The organism is Actinokineospora baliensis, from assembly GCF_016907695.1.
In the GTDB taxonomy this organism is placed as follows: domain Bacteria; phylum Actinomycetota; class Actinomycetes; order Mycobacteriales; family Pseudonocardiaceae; genus Actinokineospora; species Actinokineospora baliensis.
On record NZ_JAFBCK010000001.1, the window covers coordinates 5,149,794 to 5,166,742 of the forward strand.

The following is a 16,949-nucleotide window of genomic DNA, read 5'->3' on the forward strand; positions in this document are numbered from 1 at the left end:
TCGATCCTCTGGGACGGGGTGGTGATCCGACGATGGTCGAGCCGGGACCCGAGGCCGTGCGGAACGTGGTGAACGCGGCGATGGCGACCGGTGTCGTGCAGGCCCACACCATCGTCGTCCACCAGCACCCCGCCCAGCGGCCCCCGGTGCCCCGGCAGCTGCCCGCGTTGCCGCCCGGTTTCACCGGGCGGGCCGACCAGCTCGCCGAACTCGACCACCGGGCGCCCGAAGGAGGGCAGGCGGTGATGATCACCGCGGTCGGGGGGATCGGGGGTATCGGCAAGACCTGGCTCGCCCTGCAATGGGCGCACCGCAACGTGGACCGGTTCCCCGACGGCCAACTCTTCGCCGACCTGCGCGGCTTCGGCCCGACCGGCGAAGCGGAGTCCGCCTTCGAGGTACTCGGGGACCTGCTCCAGGTGCTGGTCGACGCCTCACTGATCCGCCGTGACCCCGGGAACCGCTACCGGATGCACGACCTGGTGCGGAAGTACGCCGTCGAGGTGCTCAGCCCCGAGTTGGCTCCGGGCGTGGCGGACGCGGCCCTGCGGCGGGTGATTGGGTTCTACCTCGACACGGCTCGCCGCGCTGACCACCTCTTGAACGCCCACCGCGAGCCCCCGCGTCCGGCGAAGCCCGAGGGCGTTCGCGGCCGTGAGCTGCCGGACAGCACGGCTGCTCTGGAGTGGTTCGACGCGGAGCACAGGAACTTCCTGGCGGCGCAGGACATCGCCGCCGATCGCGACTGGCGGGTGCTGGTCGGCTACTACGACCGCAAGGGCCATCTCCACGTGCGCATCAAGGTGTGGCGGGCGGCCTTGGTCGCCGCCGACCATGTCGGGATTCGGGCCAAAGTCCGGGCGCATCGGCATCTCGCGCGTGCCAAGGTGGAGATCGGACTCGCGGTCGCCGGACTTGAGCACCTGCGGCAGGGGTTCGGGCTAGCCGAGGACTGCGGCGATGTCACGCGGCAGGTCCCCTCCTGTCGAGGACTCGCCTGGGCCTGCGGGCAAGGTGGGGATGACCAGCGGGTGTTCGAGAAGCGCCTCAACCGGGCCGGGTGGTGCGCCCTGCCGGGGTGGGATTCTCAATGTCGGTCGCCGCATTGTGGGGAGGCCCTCGCCCTGCGCCGCCAACGCGATGACACCTACCGCTGCGCCGACACCCTCGCTCGCCTCGGTGACGTGCTCGCCGACCTCAACGACGACCGGGCTCGCCCGGTCCGGCTGGAAGCCCTGCGGCTCTACGAAGAACAGGGCCGCGGCGAGGCCACCGAGCTTCGGCGGCGACTCGCACCGCTATAGGGCTCAGGCCGCGAGGGGCTCGTCGAAGGTTTCTTCGAGGAGGGCGCCGCCTTGGGCGGTGAGGGTGAGGAGGGCGTAGCCGTGCTGGTTGGTCGGCTCGATCGTGGCCACGTCGCGGCGGAGGAAAGCTTGGACGATCTCGGCCTGCCACCACGCGAGGTCGCCGCCGATTGTGCCCTTGGTCTCGACCCAGCAGAAGCCCAGCCGGTCGTGGAACGCGATCGCGCCGTCGGCGATGTCGATGATGGTCGCCACCAGCTCGTCGACCGTCGAATCCTGGCCCCGCACAATGCTCATCGTCATGGACCCATCCTGGGACCGGGCGCGGCCGCGCCGCTGGCCCAGCACCCACTCAGCTCCTGTCTCACACCCGACCCGCAACCGCCGCCGCGCTCAGCCTCGGTGGTGCGCCTGTGGGTGACCCGAGCGGGCGAGTACCCGCCTACTGACGTGCCCGCACCGGGCGCGGCCCCCTAGGCTCGGAGATCCCCGGCGGGCGGGGGCGGGTCGAGTGCGGGAGTGGGCGGATGACACGGGCGCAGAAGCCGAACGGGCGGCGGTCCGGCGGGTCGGCCCTGATGCGGACCAGTTCGCCGGTGCTGGTCGGCAGGCACGAGCAGCTCGCCGCCCTGCGCGCGGCTGTTCCGGCGCGGCCCGCGGTGGTGATGGTCGAGGGGGAGGCCGGGGTCGGCAAGAGCAGGCTGGTCCGCGAGCTGCTGACCACCGACCTGGGGACGACCCTGGTGCTCATCGGCAACTGCCAGCCGGTCGGTGAGCCGTTCCCGTACGGCGCGGTGCTCGAAGCGCTGCGCGCGGCCTCGGGTCCGCTCGCGGGCAGGCGCCCGAAGCTGAGTCCCGTCGTCGGGGTGGTGGGGCCGTTGCTCCCGGAGATCGCCGAGTACCTGCCCAGCCCGCCCGCCCCGACGGGTGATCCGCGCACCGAGCGCCACCGCCTGTTCCGCGGCCTGCGGGAGCTGCTCGGCGCGCTGGGTCCGGTGTTGCTGGTCGTGGAGGACCTGCACTGGGCCGACAGCGGTTCCCGGCAACTGCTGCGCTTCCTGATGGGCGACCCGCCGCCGAACCTGTCCATCGTGGTCACCTACCGCCGCGAGGACGTGCCGGGTGGGATGCCGCTGGGCACCGCCTACCGCCCGCCGACCGGCATCACCAGCGTGGTGCTGCGGCTCGCCCCGCTCGACGTCGGCGAGGTCCGGGCGTTGACCGCGGCCATCCTCGGTGAGGACGTGGTGTCCGCCGAGTTCGCCGCCAAGCTGCGTGAGCGGACCGCGGGTATCCCGTTCGTCGTCGAGGAGACACTGCGCGCGCTGCGCAACCCGGCGGGCGCCGTGCACGCGGACAGCACGACGGCGCGCAGGCTCCTGGAAGCCGTCGAGGTCCCGGTCCTGCTGCGCGACGCCATGGCCGAGCGCCTGGCCGCGCTACCGGTCACCGCGACCCGGCTCGCCCAGGCGGCGGCCGTGCTCGGCGCACCCGCACCGGCGGACCTGCTAGGCGAGGTCGCGGCGATCGGGGAGCAGCGGGTGCACGCCGCGCTCACGCACGCGCTCGAGGGCCAGGTCCTGCACGAAGTGGACACCGGCCGCTACGGGTTCCGGCACGCGCTCGCCCAACAGGCCGTGTACGACACGCTCAGCGGCCCGGACCGCCAGCAGTTGCACGACCGGGCGATCGAGGCCCTGCGGTCGGTCGAGCCGCGCCCGCTCATGCAGTTGGCCGAACACAGCCACCGCGCGGGCCGCACAGCGGCGTGGCTGGCCTATGGCGAGGCCGCGGCTGACCACGCCACGGAGATCGGCGACGCGGGCGCGGCCACGGCACTGCTGCGGCGGCTGTTGGCCGAGCCCACGGTGCCCGCGGGCGACGTCGACCGGCTCGCGGTCAAGCTCGGCCAGGTCGCCCACCTGGGCATCGACCAGATCGACCCGACCACCACCCTGGAGCGGCTGCTGGTCGACCGGCGGTTGTCCACCTCGGCGCGCGGCGAGGTGCGGCTCTACCGCGGTCTGCTGCTGATCCGGCAGGCCAGCGGCGCCGAGGAGGGGCGCTCGGAGATCGAGATGGCCATCGCCGACCTCGCCGAACGCCCCGACCTGGCCGCCAAAGGCACCTCGGTGCTGGGGCAGCCGTTCACCGGCATGACCCCGTTGGCCGACTTCGGCCTGTGGCTCGACCGCACCACGCACTACCGGGAGACCACCGAGGACCCGGAGCTGCGGCTGTCCCTGCTGGCCAACGAACTCGGGTCCAGGCTGCACACCGGCGACCCGAAGGTGCTCGGCATGCTCGACGACCTGCCGACCACCGCGGGCACGCCGGGGGAGCTGCGCCAGCTCGCCCGAGTCCACTGCAACCTGGCCGACGCGGGCACCTCCAGCGGCCACTTCCAACTCGCGGACGAGATGCTGCGCAGCGGGCTGCGCTACGCCGCCGAGAGCGGCGCGCCGTTCGTGGCCAGCACCGGCCAGGTCACCCGGACCCGCCTGGACTGGCTCACCGGCCGGTGGGACGGCCTCGCCGAGCGCGCGGTGCGGCTGCTCGACGAGTACCGGGACCTGTTCCCCAACTCCAGCGAGCTGAGCCTGATCCTGGGTTCCCTGGCGATGGCGCGCGGCGAGTGGGGCGAGGCGATCAGCTACCTCACCGAGACCGGCGCGTTCACCCCGGAGGAGGCGATCACGCCGGTGGCCATCGCCGGGTGCGCGGCGCTGGCCATGACCGCCCTCGCGCAGGACGACATCGTGCGGGCCTGTGTGGACGCCGACCGCGGTGTGCTGATCCTGCGGTCCAAGGGCGTGTGGGCGTGGTCGCCTGAGCTGGGTCCCGCCGCGGTCGCGACCTTCCTGGCCGCGGGCCGGGAACTGGACGCGGAGTCGTTCGTGGACGCCATGGCCGACGGGATCGCCGACCTCGACGTGCCGATGAGCGTGGCCGCCCTGGCCCGGTGCCGGGGCCTCTTGGCCGAAGCTCGCGGTGACCTCGACACCGCCGTCGCGCACTACCGGGACTCGATCGACCGCTACGAGCGGCTGCCTGCGCCGTACTACGCCGCACTGGTCGCCGAACGCGAGGCGATGTGCCTACTCGAGAGCGACGGCGAGAAGGCGGCGGACGCACTGTCCACTCTGATCGACACCTTCGACACGCTCGGCGCCACCCGCGACGCGGCCCGGTGCAGGCACCTGCTGCGCGGTGCTGGCGGCGCGAAACCCTCCCGTCGCGGCAGGCGCGGCTACGGCAACGAGCTGTCTCCCCGGGAACAGGAGGTGGCGCGGCTGTTGGCCGCGGGCCAGACCAACCGGGAGATCGCCGACGTCCTGTTCCTGTCCTCGCGGACGGTCGAGCAGCACGCGGCACGCGTCCTGCGCAAACTCGGCGTCTCCTCCCGCGCGGAGCTGCAAGGCGAAGACCTCTAGTGGCTCGACCCAGAAGGTTGGTGGGGTATCGGCCTGTCCACGGCGTTCCTGGCAAGGCGCCGGAACGGCCTCGTACTGGGTGTACTTGGTCGTTTCGGCAACGCAGCCAGGGACGTCGTGGGCGGGTCGAGACCCTGTCAACCTTCAGGGTCGGGCCACTAGCTGCCCACCCGGAGGTAGTGCCCCCAGTAGCCCTGGTGGGGGCCGTAGTGGTCGGCGAGTGCGGTGAACTCGGACTCGCTGATCGGCCGCCCGTACACCTTCGCGGCGGCGTGCAGGCCCTCCTTGTCCGGGGACATGCGCTCCATCCGGCCCAGGCCCCGGATCAGGATGAACGTGGCCGACCACGGGCCGACGCCGGGGAGGGCGAGGAGGCGTTCGCGGACCTCGTCGTAGTCGCCGGTGCGCAGGTCGTTCTCGTCGATCTCGGCCCAGGCGCGCAGGCCCCGGTAGAGGTAGCCCGCCTTGCGGGCGTTGCCGATGAGGCCGTGCAGGGTGGGTTCGTCGAGCGAGAGCAGTTGGTCCAGGTCGGGGAAGGCGGACAGGACCGCGCCGTCGAGGGTGACCGTGTTGGGGAAGTGGTCGACGATGGCGAGCTTCATCGCGCGGGCGACCGGCATCGGGACCCGCTGGCACAGCACGGCCCAGCAGAGCATCTCCAGCGGTGACGGGAACTTGACCTGGTGGTACCCGCGCAGCCGGTCGACGACCCGGGCGAACGGCGGGTCCTGCTCGGCCAGCGCGTAGAACGGCACCAGGTCGTCGTCGAGTCCTAGGTGGAACCCGAGCCGAGCCGCCACCGCCGTCACGGTCTCCTCGGTGATGGGCCCCGCCGACTCCAGCTCACACGCGAGTCCCCCGTCCGCCGCCGCCAGCCGAGCCCCGACGACCACCCCGTTCTCCCGCACCGCCTTGGTCAGCACGTCGGAACCCGCGCCCTGCTCGCCGACCATCGCCGGGAAGCCGCGGATGAAGCGCAGGCTCGCGCCGAAGTCGAACGGTGCGGTGGCGGGCAGCGTGGTGCGCACCAGGGTGTGCTGGGTCATGGTTCCTCCGCGGCAGTGGTGCCCACAGGATGACGGGGGACACCGACAGTCCAGGACCGTCAGCAGGTGATGATCAGCGCGGTCAGGGACGCGCAGGTCGCGGCTGCGGTGTCGTTGGCCGGGTTGGGGTCCTGGGGTGTTCCGGCCACTCGGGTGGCGCGGGCGTTGAGCTGACCGAGGACGAGGAGTCCGGCGTTCGCGCGGATGGCGCGTTGGGTGGACTTGCCCGGGTCCAGCGGGCCGATCACGCAGGTGACCTGGGCGCCGGCGGGGGTGCAGCCAGTGGGTGCCTGCGCGGGGATCGAGCCCGCAGGGAGCGTCAGCACGACCGTGGCCGAGGTCAGCGGCGCGGGGCCGTTGTTGGTGACGGTGAGCGTGTAGTCGATGCGGGCGCCGATCGGGGGCGCGGCGGCGGTGAGGGTGATCGCAGCGTCGGCGGTGGTGGCGACGGCCCAGTCGCCCGCCATGATCGTGGCGGTCGGGCCGCCGGGGGAGGCGGCGAGGCGGGTGCGGCCGGTGCCGTCGGGTTTGACCACGTCGAAGGCGCGGCCGAGCGCGGCGGTGACCAAGACCCGCGTACCGTCCGGCGACCACTGCGGCCCGTACTCGGTGGGCCCGCCGGTCAGCGTGGTCAGGCCGGTGCCGTCGGCGTTGACCACCGCGGTGCCCGAGGTGACCCGGCTGAACAGGGTGAAGGCGATGCGGGTGCCGTCGGGCGACCAGTCCGGGTGCCAGGCGCTGGTGTAGTCGGGGTTGTCGGTCAACCGGACGGGGTTGCCGCCGCCGGGATCCGACACCCACAGGTCGCCGCCGCCAATGGCCGACGACGGACGCACGTAGGCGATCCGGTCGCCCTTCGGGGACACGACCGGGTCCGCCCCTCGCACGCCGGTCGAGGCGTGGCCGGTGCCGTCGGCGTTCACCGAGACGATGACCTCGTCGCGGTTGGCGTAGAAGACCCGGCCGTCCGGCGACCAGGACAGCACCCACACCACGAATCCCCGGCCGACGACCCCGTCGCCGCTGACCCGGGTCTGGCCGCTGCCGTCGGCGTTCATCACCCAGACCTGCTCGTCGCCGGAGCGGGTGCTGATGAACGCGACTTTCCTGCCGTCCGGCGAGACGACCGGGGAGGTGTCCACCCCGGGGTCGGTGGTGAGCCTGCCGCGCTCGGTGCCGTCCGGGTTGACGGAGTACACGTCGACGTTGTCCCCGGTCCCGTCGTGGTAGTAGATCTTGCCGTTGAGCCCGGGGAACACCGCCGACGCCGGTACCGCCGCCGTGGTGAGGGTGAGCAGGGCGGCGGTGGCGACCGCGGCGCAGCGGGCGGTTGTGGCGCGTGGCATGGGATCCAGGGCTCCTCGCACGGCGGGCAGATATGTCCAAACTAGACACCGCGCTCGCGTCGGGGACATAACCCGATCGGTGCCGACGCGGGCGGGAACGGGCGAAACCAGCCTGATCGGGTGAGACCTCGGGTGTTCCTGGCCTGTTGTCGGCGCATCCGGTGAATGAGGCGCGCTAACGGCGGGTGTTGTCGGGGGTCTCTATCGTGGTGGAACCTGTTTGGTCCGTGTCACTCGCTTGGAGTCGTGCGCGGTGATCGCTCCGCGTCCTGGTCGTTATCCAGATCGGCGCCGTGCGCTGATCTGGTGGTGTCCGGCATTCACCGTCGCCAAATAGCGATCTGTGCTGTTGTATTTGCGACGTCGGAAAGCGTCCGGCGGAATCGAATGACAAGCAGGGGAGTGTTCGTGAAGAAGTTCGCTACGGCCGTTTGTGTGGCAGCTGCCTTTGTTTTCCTGGGTGCGGGCACGGCGCAGGCGACGAATCCGCCGCCGTCGGGCGGCGGGGTGGAGTGCACCAACAGCGGGGTGATCAACGCACCGGTCCTGTCCTGCAACAACGCCAGTGTCACCACGCCGCTGCACGTGGACTTCACCGTGGACCGGGTGCTCAGCGACAACGAGGTCGGCTCGGTCGAAACCGCACTCAAGAACATCACCTTCAACGCCGGGAACATCAAGAACGTCACCAAGACCGTCGTCGACGCGTGCGGCGCTTTCAGCCCCGCCGTCACCGTCGGAAAGGTCCTGTTCTGGGTCACCGGCGTGCCGATCACCGTCTAGCCCCGGCCGAACGGGGTCGACCCCGAATCGGGCATCGTCGAATACCACCCGGCCCGGTGGCGTGCTGACGGACGTGTGTTCGTCCGGAAACGGTTTCGCCGGGTCGGGTGGTTTGCCGCAGGAATGGGTGACCTGGCCGCGCGGATCGGCTGGCGCGGGGTGCCGCGGGGTACTTGTGGGCGACTGGGCCGACGAGCGAAGGAGTGTGCGATGGGTATCCGTGCGGTGGCGCTGGGATCCGCGGTGGCGGCGGCGATGGTGGTGGTGGCCCCGGTGGCCGCCGCGCAGCAGGCGGTACCGCTGCGCTGGGTGGCGATGGGTGACGCGTTCACCGCGGGCGGCATCGACGCGGCCGGGCAGGAGTTGCTCGTCGGCGGGAGACGGGACGGCTGCGGCAGAACCAGCGGCGCCTACCCGAAGCTGCTCGCCGACCGGCTGGTCGGCACGTACCAGGTGGTCGACGTCAGCTGCGCCGGTGCCTCGATCGCCAACGTCGTGCTCGACGCGCAGCGCCCGGTGGGTAGGCACGTGCCGTTCTTCGAGGTCTACGACCCGGACTTCCCGTTCCCCCTGGTACCGCGCCAGATCGACGCGGTCACCGCAAATACCGCTGTCGTCAGCGTCGGGGTCGGCGGCAACACGCTGGGATTCGTCGAGCTGGTGCAGACGTGCCTGCAGCTGGGGGAGTGGGCCGATCCCGACACCGACAGCCCGTGTGCCGACTTCTTCACCTACGGCGGCGACGGCGTGGTCACCATCGCCGAGCGGCTCGACGCCGTCGCCGACCAGTACGGCGCGATGCTCGACCAGATCCGCGCCGCGGCCCCGCGCGCCACCATCCTGGCCGTCGGCTACCCCACGATCTTCCCGACCGACCCCGCCACCTGCGCCTACGGGTACACCGCCGCGGGCATGCGCGCCTTCGCCGTCACCAGCAGGCCGGACATCGCGTGGTTGCGCACCCAGGTGGTGGAGCGGCTGAACCTGGTCATCTCCCAGCAGGCGCTGCTCCACGGCGCCCGCTACGTCGACGTCTACACCCCCACCGCCCGCCACGACGTGTGCAGGCCCGATGGCCTGAACTGGGTGGAGGGCATGGTCGACCGGCAGGGCAGGTGGGCTGTGGTCCGCCCCAACACCGCTGGTCACCTGGCCACGGCGAACGCGGTCCAGGCCGCCCTGCCCACCTCTCGGTCCGCGAAGGCATGAAGCGGCGCCGCGGTCCGGTCAGTCGCGTTGGAAGAACCTGAGCATCTGCTGGTCGGCGTCCGGCGCCATCAGCATCGCCTGGATCTTCGCCGACATCCGGGCCGCGGCGCTGGTGCGGGCGAACATCTCCTGCTCGTACTCGGCGATGGCGGTCGGGACGTCGTTCGGGTGGGCGACGAGGGCGAGGGCGAGGTTGGCCCCGTCGACCAGGGCCATGTTGGCGCCCTCGCCCACCGGGGGCATGAGGTGCGCGGCGTCGCCGACGAGGGTCGTGTTGGGGGAGGAGGGCCAGGTCAAGCCGACGGGGAGGGTGGTCATGGTCCACTGGCGGATGCTGTCGTCGCAGGCCGCGATGAGGGCCGTGATGCGCGGGTCCCAGCCCTCGAGTTCCTGGACGAGGCGGGCCTTGGTGGCGGCGGGGTCGTCGAGGGGGAACCCGGTGGTGGTGAGCCAGTCGTCCGGCGTGTTGTAAAAGCTGAGGCCGATGCGCACCCGACCGTCACCGTTGCGTTGCGCGGCCAGGGACTTGCCGTCGCCGAGGACCCAGTAGTTGCCGCGGCCGACCATGGTTGCCAGGTCGGGGTGCGTGCGGTCGATGTCGGGGATGCCGAGTTCGATGGCGCTTTGGCCGAGGTGGGTGGGGCGGGCGTCGGTGAGCAGCGGGCGAACCCGGGACTGGGCACCGTCGGCGCCGACCAGCAGGTCATAGGTCGCCGTAGTGCCGTCGGTGAAGCGCACTACGCCATCGGCGGCGGACTCGAAGGCGTGACCCCAGCGCACTGCGTGATCCGGGACGGAGTCCAGCAGAAGGGCGCGTAAGTCGGCGCGGTCGACTTCGGGGCGTGCGAGCGGGGCGTCGTCAGGCGTGTCGTGCTGCACGAGCAGCGTTCCGTCGGGTTTGAGCAGCTTCATGTCCTGGCCTTCGCGGCGGGCGATCGCTTCGAACCCCTTGGTCAGCCCCGCCTCGCGCAGCGCCTGCTGGCCAGAGTGGATGTCGAGCATGCCGCCCTGGTTCCTGGCGTCCCGGGCGGACTCCCGCTCGTACACGACGGACTCGATCCCGTGCACGTGCAGAACCCGGGCCAACGCCAGACCGCCCAGCCCGGCTCCCACGATGGCGATGCGCATGACTCCCCCTCGATTCGCCGCATCTCTCAATACACCGTATCACGAAGGTCGGTGTATCGTCGGCGCATGCTCGTGTGGGAGCGGCCGGAGCCGCCAGACCGTCCGACGCCCGCCCCGCTGAGCCGGGAACTGATCGTCGGCGCGGCGATCCGGTTGGCTGACGCGGACGGTTTGGACGCGGTGTCGCTGCGCAAGGTGGCCGCGGTGCTCGATGTCGGCCCGATGCGCCTCTACGGCTACCTCGCCACCAAAGAAGAACTGCTCGACCTGATGGTCGACGCCGTCCACGCCGAGGTCCGCCCGACCGGGCACGACTGGCGGACAGTCCTGCTGTCCCTCGCCCACGCCACCCGGCAGGCCGTCCACCGGCACGAATGGCTCGCCGACCTCCTCGGCGGCCGCCCCCAACTCGGCCCCAACACCCTGGCCTGCGGCGACGCCGTCCTAGCCGGGATGGCGGGCGTTGACCTCGACACCGTCGTCCCCGCCGTCGCCGCGGTCAACGCCTACGTGATCGGCGCGGTCCGCCGCGAGATCACCGAACGCCGCGCCGAACGGGCCTCCGGACTGGACAAGGACGAGTGGCAGACCACCCACGGCCCCTACCTGAAGCGGATCTTCGCCGATGGCCACTACCCCGCCCTGGCCAACCTCGTCCACAACGGACCACACCTCAACGCCGACCACACCTTCGAGGCGGGCCTCGCCCTTGTCCTCGACGGCATCGCGACGCGCGTGCGGGGCCGATCCGCGTAGGCTCGTCCACGTGACGAACCCCGAGCACAGCCAGGGTGGCAAGTACTCCGTCAAGGGCAAGGAGTTCACCCGCGACACCCGCTACATCACCACCCGGGTCACGCTCGACGGCGAGGACGGCTACCCCGTCGAGCCGGGCCGGTACCGGCTGGTCGCCGCGCGGGCCTGCCCGTGGGCGAACCGGGCGATCATCGTGCGGCGGCTGCTGGGGTTGGAGGACGCGCTCTCGCTCGGACTGCCCGGACCCACGCACGACGCGCGGTCGTGGACGTTCGACCTGGACCCCGACGGCCGCGACCCGGTCCTGGGCATCGAACGGCTGCAGGAGGCCTACTTCAAGCGGGACCCCGAGTACCCGCGCGGCATCACCGTCCCCGCGATCGTCGACACGACCACGGGTGCGGTGGCCACCAACGACTTCACGCAGATCACCCTCGACCTGTCGACGCAGTGGCGCGCCCACCACCGCGAGGGAGCGCCGGACCTGCTGCCCGAGGCGCACCTCGAGGAGATGGACGAGGTGAACCAGCGCGTGTTCACCGACATCAACAACGGCGTCTACCGCTGCGGGTTCGCGGGCAGCCAGCAGGCCTACGACGCCGCGTACGGCCGGTTGTGGGCGGCGATGGACTGGCTGGAGGAGCGGCTCACGACCCGCCGGTTCCTGGTCGGCGACACGATCACCGAAGCCGACGTGCGGCTGTTCACCACCCTGGTCCGCTGGGACCCGGTCTACCACGGCCACTTCAAGTGCAACCGCTCCCGGCTGACCGAGATGCCCGCGCTCTGGGCCTACGCGCGGGACCTGTTCCAGACCCCTGGCTTCGGCGACACGGTGGACTTCGCCCAGATCAAGGAGCACTACTACGTGGTGCACAAGGACATCAACCCCACCGGCATCATCCCCAAGGGCCCAGACCTCACCACCTGGCTGACCCCCCACGGCCGAGAATCCCTCGGCGGCCGCCCCTTCGGCGACGGCACCCCACCCGGCCCCGACCGTGAGCCCGTGGACCCGGCCCACACCCCGCTGTCCTGACGGCACTCAGCACGGTGGGCGCGAATCCCGAGCGGGAGTAGCCAAACCACCGTTGCGCGGTTCGGCGTTTTATGGCCTGCTCACAGGGTCGATACGGTCCGATCCATGGAGTGGAACCTGCTGTCGGCCGAGGAAATCCTTGCCGCACTGCGCGCCGGTGACGTGACGTCCGTGGAACTGACCGAGGCGGCGATCGCCTGTATCGAGCGGGATGACAAGGCGATCAACTCGATCTGCGTGCCGGACTTCGACCGCGCGCGGGCAGCCGCGCACACCGCCGACCAGGCGCGTGCCAGCGGCGAGGACCGACCGCTGCTCGGGGTGCCGGTAACGGTCAAGGAGTCCTACAACATGGTCGGGCTGCCCACGACCTGGGGCATGCCGCACCACCGGAACTACCTGCCCGCCGAAGACGCGGTGCAGGTGTCGCGGCTCAAAGACGCGGGCGCGGTGATCCTCGGCAAGACCAATGTCCCGCTCGGATTGCAGGACATGCAGAGCTTCAACGGGATCTACGGGACCACCAACAACCCGTGGGACCACGAGCGCACCGCGGGTGGATCCTCCGGCGGATCAGCCGCGGCTCTGGCGGCGGGGTTCGGCGCGTTGTCCATCGGCTCGGACCTCGCGAGTTCGCTGCGCACCCCAGCGCACTTCTGCGGCGTCTACGCGCACAAGCCGACACTCGGGCTGGCCGCTACCCGGGGCATGGTGGCGCCTCCCGCACCGCCGTTGCCGGTCGAGTTCAACCTCGCCGTCGTGGGTCCGATGGCGCGTACCGCCCGCGACCTCACGCTCCTGCTCGACGTCATGGCCGGGCCGGACCCGTTGACGCACGGGGTGGCGTACCAGGTGACCCTGCCGCCCGCGCGACACCAGCGGCTGAGCGACTTCCGGGTCCTGGTCATCGAGGAACACCCGCTCATCCCGACCGGGTCCGCTGTGCGGGCAGGCGTGAACCGCGTGGTCGACGCACTTGTGGACGGCGGCGCCCAGGTGGCGCGACACAGCGACCTGCTGCCCGACCTGGCCGAATCCGCGACGCTCTACATGCAACTGCTGGTCTCCGGCTCCACCGCGCGCTTCCCCACCGAATCACCAGAGCAGGTGCGAGCCCGCTTGGCCGGTGAGAGCGCGGACGACCACAGCCTCGACGCCGCGCGGTCGCGTGCCATGGTGTTCAGCCACCACGAATGGCTTGAGGTGAGCAACCGCCGCGAACTCCACCGCCACCAGTGGCGGCAGTTGTTCGCCGGGTTCGACGCCGTGGTGTGCCCGGTCACGCCGACGCCCGCTTTCCCGCACGACCACCACCCCGACCTGCTGGAACGCCGGATCGACATCGACGGGGTCGAGTACCCGTACTTCGACCAGTTCGTCTGGGCCGGGCTGGCCACCGCGTCAGGCCTGCCCGCCACGGCCATCCCCACGGGCCTGTCGCCGGAGGGCCTGCCGGTGGGGGTGCAGCTGATCGGTCCGATGTTCGAGGACCGCACCCCACTGCGGCTGGCCGAGCTGCTCGAGCAGAGGTTCGGCGGCTTCCAGGCGCCGGTCAACCGAGCTGGGACCTCCGGCGGATGAGGTGGGTGGACTCGGCTGTGTTGGCCGCCAGGTCGATAGCTCTGTCGTAGGCCTCGCGGGCGGCGTCGGTCTGGCCCAAGCGACGGAGCAGGTCGGCTCGGGCGGCGTGGAACGGGTGGTAGTTGGTCAACCGGGGCGCCAGTGAGTCGATAGCTGCGAGCGCCACGGCGGGGCCGTCGAGCTCGGCCAGGGCGATGGCCCGGTTGAGGGCGACGACGGGGGAGGGGTCGAGGTGGGTGAGCTGGGTGTAGAGCGCGAGGATCTGCGACCAGTCGGTGTCGCGGATGTCCGGGGCGCTGGTGTGGACGGCGTTGATGGCGGCGAGGACCTGGTAGCGGCCAGGTGCCTCGCCGGTGGCCAGGCGTTGGCGGATCAACCTGTGGCCTTCGGCGATGAGCGCCCGGTCCCAGGCGCCGCGGTTCTGCTCGTCCAGCGGGACCAGGTCGCCGGTGGCGGAGGTGCGGGCGGCGCGTCGGGCCTCGATGAGCAGCATCAGGGCCAGCAGACCGGTGACCTCGCCGTCGTCGGGCACGAGGGTGTGCAGTAGCCGGGCCAGCCGGATGGCCTCGGTGGTGAGGCCAGGGCGGATCGGGTCCGTGCTCGGCCCGGTCGCGAGGTAGCCCTCGTTGAACACCAGGTAGAGCACGGCGAGCACACCCGTGACCCGCGCGGGCAGGTCCTCGGCGGACGGGACCCGGTACGGGATGCGAGCCGCCTTGATCTTCGCCTTGGCGCGGGTGATGCGCTGGCCCATGGCGGTTTCCTGGACCAGGAAGGCGCGGGCGATCTCCGCGACGGTCAGGCCGCCGACCATGCGCAGCGTCAGCGCGACCCGGGTCTCCACGGCCAGCGCCGGGTGGCAACAGGTGAAGATGAGCCGCAGCCGGTCGTCGTCGATGGCGCCGAGGGGCTCGGGTGGGTCGTCGTCGTGCACCAGCCGAGCCTCCTTGTGCTTGTCGTCGCGTTTGGACTCGCGGCGGATCCGGTCGATGGCCTTGCGGCCCGCGGTGGTGGTCAACCACGCGCCGGGGTTGGGCGGTACGCCGTCGACCGGCCAGCGCTCGACGGCCGTCGCGAACGCCTCGGCGGCGGCCTCCTCGGCGATGTCGAGGTCGCCGAACTTGCGGGCCAGCGCGGCGACCACCCGCCCCCACTCGTGCCGGTGGGCTTGGGTGATCGCCACCCGCGCATCGCTGGGGGTCACAGGAACGGACGAACCTCGACCTTGCGGTTGCACGCCTTGGACCCCGCCGCGGCCAGCCGCAGCGCCACATCCAGGTCCGGCGCCTCCATCACCCAGAAGCCGATGATGTACTCCCGCGTCTCCACGAACGGCCCGTCGGTCACCACGCCCGCGTCCGCCCGGTTGTCCAGCACGGTCGCCGTGGCCGGGCCACCGAGCCCACCGGCGAACACCCAGTGCCCGTCGGCGACCAACTGCTCGTTGAACACGTCGATCGCGGCCTGCTCCTCGTCACTGGCCAGCAGGCTGTCGTCGTGGATGACCGAAACCAGGTACTGCATGTCGAAAGGTCCTCTCGTGTCGTCTGTGGTGCGGGTCAGCTGGTCGCGTACCGCGGCTTGCCGTTGGGCCGGAAGACCTGGACCATCGTGCCCCCGGGGAAGGTCCGCGCCTCGACCAGGTCCAGCCCGATGTCGCGGCCGTTCTCGGGGAACAGCCGGGTGCCCGCGCCGATGACCGCGGGCACGACGAACAGCGTGATCTCGTCGACCAGGTCGTTCTCGATCAGCCACCGGGCCAGCGCGCCGCTGCCGTGCACCTGCAGCTCACCCTCGCCGTGGGTCCTCAGGTCGCGGATGGCCGTCGCGAGGTCGCCCGACAGGACCATGGTGTCCGCCCACTCCGGCTCGGTGATCGTGTTGGACGCGACGAACTTGGGCCGCGAGTTCATGGCGTCGGAGAAGGGGCTGGCGCCGGGGGCCAGGGTGCCCCAGTAGCCCGCGAACAGCTCGTAGGTGCGGCGGCCGAACAGGAACGCGTCGGCCCGCTGGTAGACGCCGATGATCGTCGCCAGCGCCTCCTCGCTGAACGCCTGCCTGGCCCACCCGCCGCGGTCGAACCCGGGGTCGAGCTCCTCGTTGTTGCCGCCGTTGGCCTGCATGACACCGTCAACCGACACCTGGGTCACGATCGTCAGCTTCATCTTCTCGGGTCCTTCGCTTCCTCGGCGCGCCCCTCGTGGGCGGCTCTCACCCCACCCACGAACGCACCCACGCCAATCCGACAACCCCCGGCCAACTTCTTCTCGGAAGTGTCGACCCGCCTCCCCTACGGCTTGCGTTCTATTATCAGCTATTCACTATCAAGATAACGGACTATGGGTTGGGTAGTGGAATCCGGTCGAGCTGCGGGGTGAAGAGCTTTGAAAGCAGCACAGAGGAGAGGATCTCGGGTTTGGCGGACCTGTGTCGGGGTGTCGATCTAGGATCCGGCGCGTGACTTCTGACATGGGGTTAGGTGCCGACCTGCGGGGTTTGTTCGCTGATGGCGGGGTGGGGCGGACGCTGGGGGTGCCGTTGCCGTCGGGGCGGTGTGTGACGGGGGAGGGCGGGGTCGGTCCGGTGTTGTGGCTCAGCGACCAGGCCGCGCCGGAGGGGCTGTGGGCACGGCTGCGGGAGGAGCACGCGCGGTCGGGGTTGTGGCCGTTGCTGCTGGACTCCGCGGACGACGAGGCTGAGGACTACCCGCCGTGGGGGAGTGGGGAGCTGATGCCCGAGCCGCCGGGTGGGTACGACGCGGCCGTGCTGCTGGCCCAGTGGTGGGCCGAGTACACCGAACACAGCTCCGACGACAACCTGTCCCCGGCTGAGCGGGCAGCCGTCACCAGCCCCTACGCCCAGTGGCCCGGCCGCGCGGCGACGCCCACCATCACCGCAGACCCCGGCACCATCGCCGACGGACTGGCCTCGCACGCCCTCGCGGGCCACCCGTCGACCCGCATCGGCCTTGTCCCGGCCGCGCGGGGATCCGATGCCCTCGCCATCGCAGGGTGGCTGGGCGCGACCAACTACCAGAGCACCGGCGAGCTGGCCTCAGTACTGCGCGACTGGGAAGACCGCTTCGGCGCCCGAGTCGTAGCAGCCGGCTACGACACCCTCCTCCTCAGCGTCGCCGCACCCCCCACCACCCACGCCGACGCCCTGGCGGTCGCCGCAGAGCACTTCGCGTTCTGCCCGGACAACATCTGGCAGGGCAGCACCCTGTTCGCCTACGCCGAGCAGTTGGTCGGCGACCACTCGTGGACCTTCTGGTGGGACTGACCCTGAACTGCTGGACCATCAGCAGATGGGGGTGGGTTGAC

General features: G+C 71.1%; 15 protein-coding genes. 8 read left to right on the top strand and 7 right to left on the bottom strand.

Annotation, left to right across the window (positions count from 1 at the left end; translation table 11 throughout):
• Positions 1-32: 32 nt before the first annotated feature.
• A complete protein-coding gene (locus JOD54_RS23395) occupies positions 33-1,304 on the top strand; it encodes a hypothetical protein (protein ID WP_204453157.1) in 1,272 nt (423 codons plus the stop codon).
• A 3-nt stretch (positions 1,305-1,307) separates the two neighbouring features.
• Here the strand turns inward: JOD54_RS23395 and JOD54_RS23400 are convergent, their stop codons facing one another.
• Positions 1,308-1,607, bottom strand: coding sequence for a hypothetical protein (locus JOD54_RS23400; RefSeq protein WP_204453159.1), 300 nt, complete (start codon positions 1,605-1,607; stop codon positions 1,308-1,310).
• A gap of 224 nt (positions 1,608-1,831) precedes the next feature.
• Between JOD54_RS23400 and JOD54_RS23405 the strand changes: the two genes are divergently transcribed.
• Complete coding sequence (locus tag JOD54_RS23405) at positions 1,832-4,738, top strand: ATP-binding protein (RefSeq protein WP_239573482.1); 2,907 nt, start codon at positions 1,832-1,834, stop codon at positions 4,736-4,738.
• A 158-nt stretch (positions 4,739-4,896) separates the two neighbouring features.
• Here JOD54_RS23405 and JOD54_RS23410 read toward each other — a convergent pair whose 3' ends face one another.
• On the bottom strand, positions 4,897-5,784 hold the full coding sequence (locus JOD54_RS23410) for a DNA-3-methyladenine glycosylase family protein (protein WP_204453162.1): 888 nt from the start codon (positions 5,782-5,784) through the stop codon (positions 4,897-4,899).
• A gap of 59 nt (positions 5,785-5,843) precedes the next feature.
• Entirely contained in the window at positions 5,844-7,130 is a 1,287-nt protein-coding gene (locus tag JOD54_RS23415; protein ID WP_204453164.1) for a DUF11 domain-containing protein, read from the bottom strand.
• A 408-nt stretch (positions 7,131-7,538) separates the two neighbouring features.
• Between JOD54_RS23415 and JOD54_RS23420 the strand changes: the two genes are divergently transcribed.
• Together JOD54_RS23420 and JOD54_RS23425 are read left to right on the top strand one after the other, a co-directional pair.
• The gene (locus tag JOD54_RS23420) at positions 7,539-7,913 is read left to right on the top strand and encodes a hypothetical protein (protein WP_204453166.1); all 375 of its coding nucleotides are present in this window, start codon (positions 7,539-7,541) and stop codon (positions 7,911-7,913) included.
• Positions 7,914-8,123: 210 nt separating this feature from the next.
• Positions 8,124-9,122, top strand: a complete 999-nt coding sequence (locus tag JOD54_RS23425; protein ID WP_204453168.1) for an SGNH/GDSL hydrolase family protein — start codon at positions 8,124-8,126, stop codon at positions 9,120-9,122.
• 18 nt (positions 9,123-9,140) lie between these two features.
• Here the strand turns inward: JOD54_RS23425 and JOD54_RS23430 are convergent, their stop codons facing one another.
• The gene (locus JOD54_RS23430; RefSeq protein WP_204453170.1) at positions 9,141-10,250 is read right to left on the bottom strand and encodes an FAD-dependent oxidoreductase; all 1,110 of its coding nucleotides are present in this window, start codon (positions 10,248-10,250) and stop codon (positions 9,141-9,143) included.
• 66 nt (positions 10,251-10,316) lie between these two features.
• Here JOD54_RS23430 and JOD54_RS23435 point away from each other — a divergent pair, with 66 nt between their 5' ends.
• The 3 genes from JOD54_RS23435 (at position 10,317) to JOD54_RS23445 (ending at position 13,626) form a co-directional block, all read left to right on the top strand.
• Positions 10,317-11,006 carry a TetR/AcrR family transcriptional regulator gene (locus tag JOD54_RS23435; RefSeq protein ID WP_204453172.1) on the top strand — a complete coding sequence of 230 codons (690 nt, stop codon included), beginning with the start codon at positions 10,317-10,319 and terminating at the stop codon, positions 11,004-11,006.
• Positions 11,007-11,016: 10 nt separating this feature from the next.
• Positions 11,017-12,045, top strand: coding sequence for a glutathione S-transferase family protein (locus tag JOD54_RS23440; protein WP_372440334.1), 1,029 nt, complete (start codon positions 11,017-11,019; stop codon positions 12,043-12,045).
• Positions 12,046-12,150: 105 nt separating this feature from the next.
• Complete coding sequence (locus JOD54_RS23445) at positions 12,151-13,626, top strand: amidase (protein WP_204453174.1); 1,476 nt, start codon at positions 12,151-12,153, stop codon at positions 13,624-13,626.
• Here the strand turns inward: JOD54_RS23445 and JOD54_RS23450 are convergent.
• From JOD54_RS23450 to JOD54_RS23460, 3 genes are read right to left on the bottom strand one after another with little or no spacing between them, the layout of a single operon-like run.
• Positions 13,598-14,830, bottom strand: a complete 1,233-nt coding sequence (locus JOD54_RS23450) for an RNA polymerase sigma factor (protein ID WP_204453176.1) — start codon at positions 14,828-14,830, stop codon at positions 13,598-13,600. The genes JOD54_RS23445 and JOD54_RS23450 overlap by 29 nt on opposite strands.
• A complete protein-coding gene (locus tag JOD54_RS23455) occupies positions 14,827-15,150 on the bottom strand; it encodes a YciI family protein (protein WP_204453178.1) in 324 nt (107 codons plus the stop codon). The genes JOD54_RS23450 and JOD54_RS23455 overlap by 4 nt, the downstream gene beginning before the upstream one ends.
• A gap of 35 nt (positions 15,151-15,185) precedes the next feature.
• On the bottom strand, positions 15,186-15,791 hold the full coding sequence (locus JOD54_RS23460) for a dihydrofolate reductase family protein (protein ID WP_204453180.1): 606 nt from the start codon (positions 15,789-15,791) through the stop codon (positions 15,186-15,188).
• Positions 15,792-16,083: 292 nt separating this feature from the next.
• Between JOD54_RS23460 and JOD54_RS23465 the strand changes: the two genes are divergently transcribed.
• Positions 16,084-16,908 (top strand): DUF4253 domain-containing protein, encoded by an 825-nt coding sequence (locus JOD54_RS23465; protein WP_307860231.1) that lies wholly within the window; start codon positions 16,084-16,086, stop codon positions 16,906-16,908.
• Positions 16,909-16,949 lie beyond the last annotated feature (41 nt).

Excerpts from the sequence above, each read along its gene's own strand:
- JOD54_RS23395 (WP_204453157.1), top strand. The coding sequence starts at position 33 with ATGGTCGAGCCGGGACCCGAGGCCGTGCGGAACGTGGTGAACGCGGCG.
- JOD54_RS23430 (WP_204453170.1), bottom strand. The coding sequence starts at position 10,250 with ATGCGCATCGCCATCGTGGGAGCCGGGCTGGGCGGTCTGGCGTTGGCC.
- JOD54_RS23445 (WP_204453174.1), top strand. The coding sequence starts at position 12,151 with ATGGAGTGGAACCTGCTGTCGGCCGAGGAAATCCTTGCCGCACTGCGC.
- JOD54_RS23435 (WP_204453172.1), top strand. The coding sequence starts at position 10,317 with ATGCTCGTGTGGGAGCGGCCGGAGCCGCCAGACCGTCCGACGCCCGCC.
- JOD54_RS23405 (WP_239573482.1), top strand. The coding sequence starts at position 1,832 with ATGACACGGGCGCAGAAGCCGAACGGGCGGCGGTCCGGCGGGTCGGCC.
- JOD54_RS23410 (WP_204453162.1), bottom strand. The coding sequence starts at position 5,784 with ATGACCCAGCACACCCTGGTGCGCACCACGCTGCCCGCCACCGCACCG.
- JOD54_RS23425 (WP_204453168.1), top strand. The coding sequence starts at position 8,124 with ATGGGTATCCGTGCGGTGGCGCTGGGATCCGCGGTGGCGGCGGCGATG.
- JOD54_RS23460 (WP_204453180.1), bottom strand. The coding sequence starts at position 15,791 with ATGAAGCTGACGATCGTGACCCAGGTGTCGGTTGACGGTGTCATGCAG.
- JOD54_RS23400 (WP_204453159.1), bottom strand. The coding sequence starts at position 1,607 with ATGACGATGAGCATTGTGCGGGGCCAGGATTCGACGGTCGACGAGCTG.
- JOD54_RS23415 (WP_204453164.1), bottom strand. The coding sequence starts at position 7,130 with ATGCCACGCGCCACAACCGCCCGCTGCGCCGCGGTCGCCACCGCCGCC.
- JOD54_RS23455 (WP_204453178.1), bottom strand. The coding sequence starts at position 15,150 with ATGCAGTACCTGGTTTCGGTCATCCACGACGACAGCCTGCTGGCCAGT.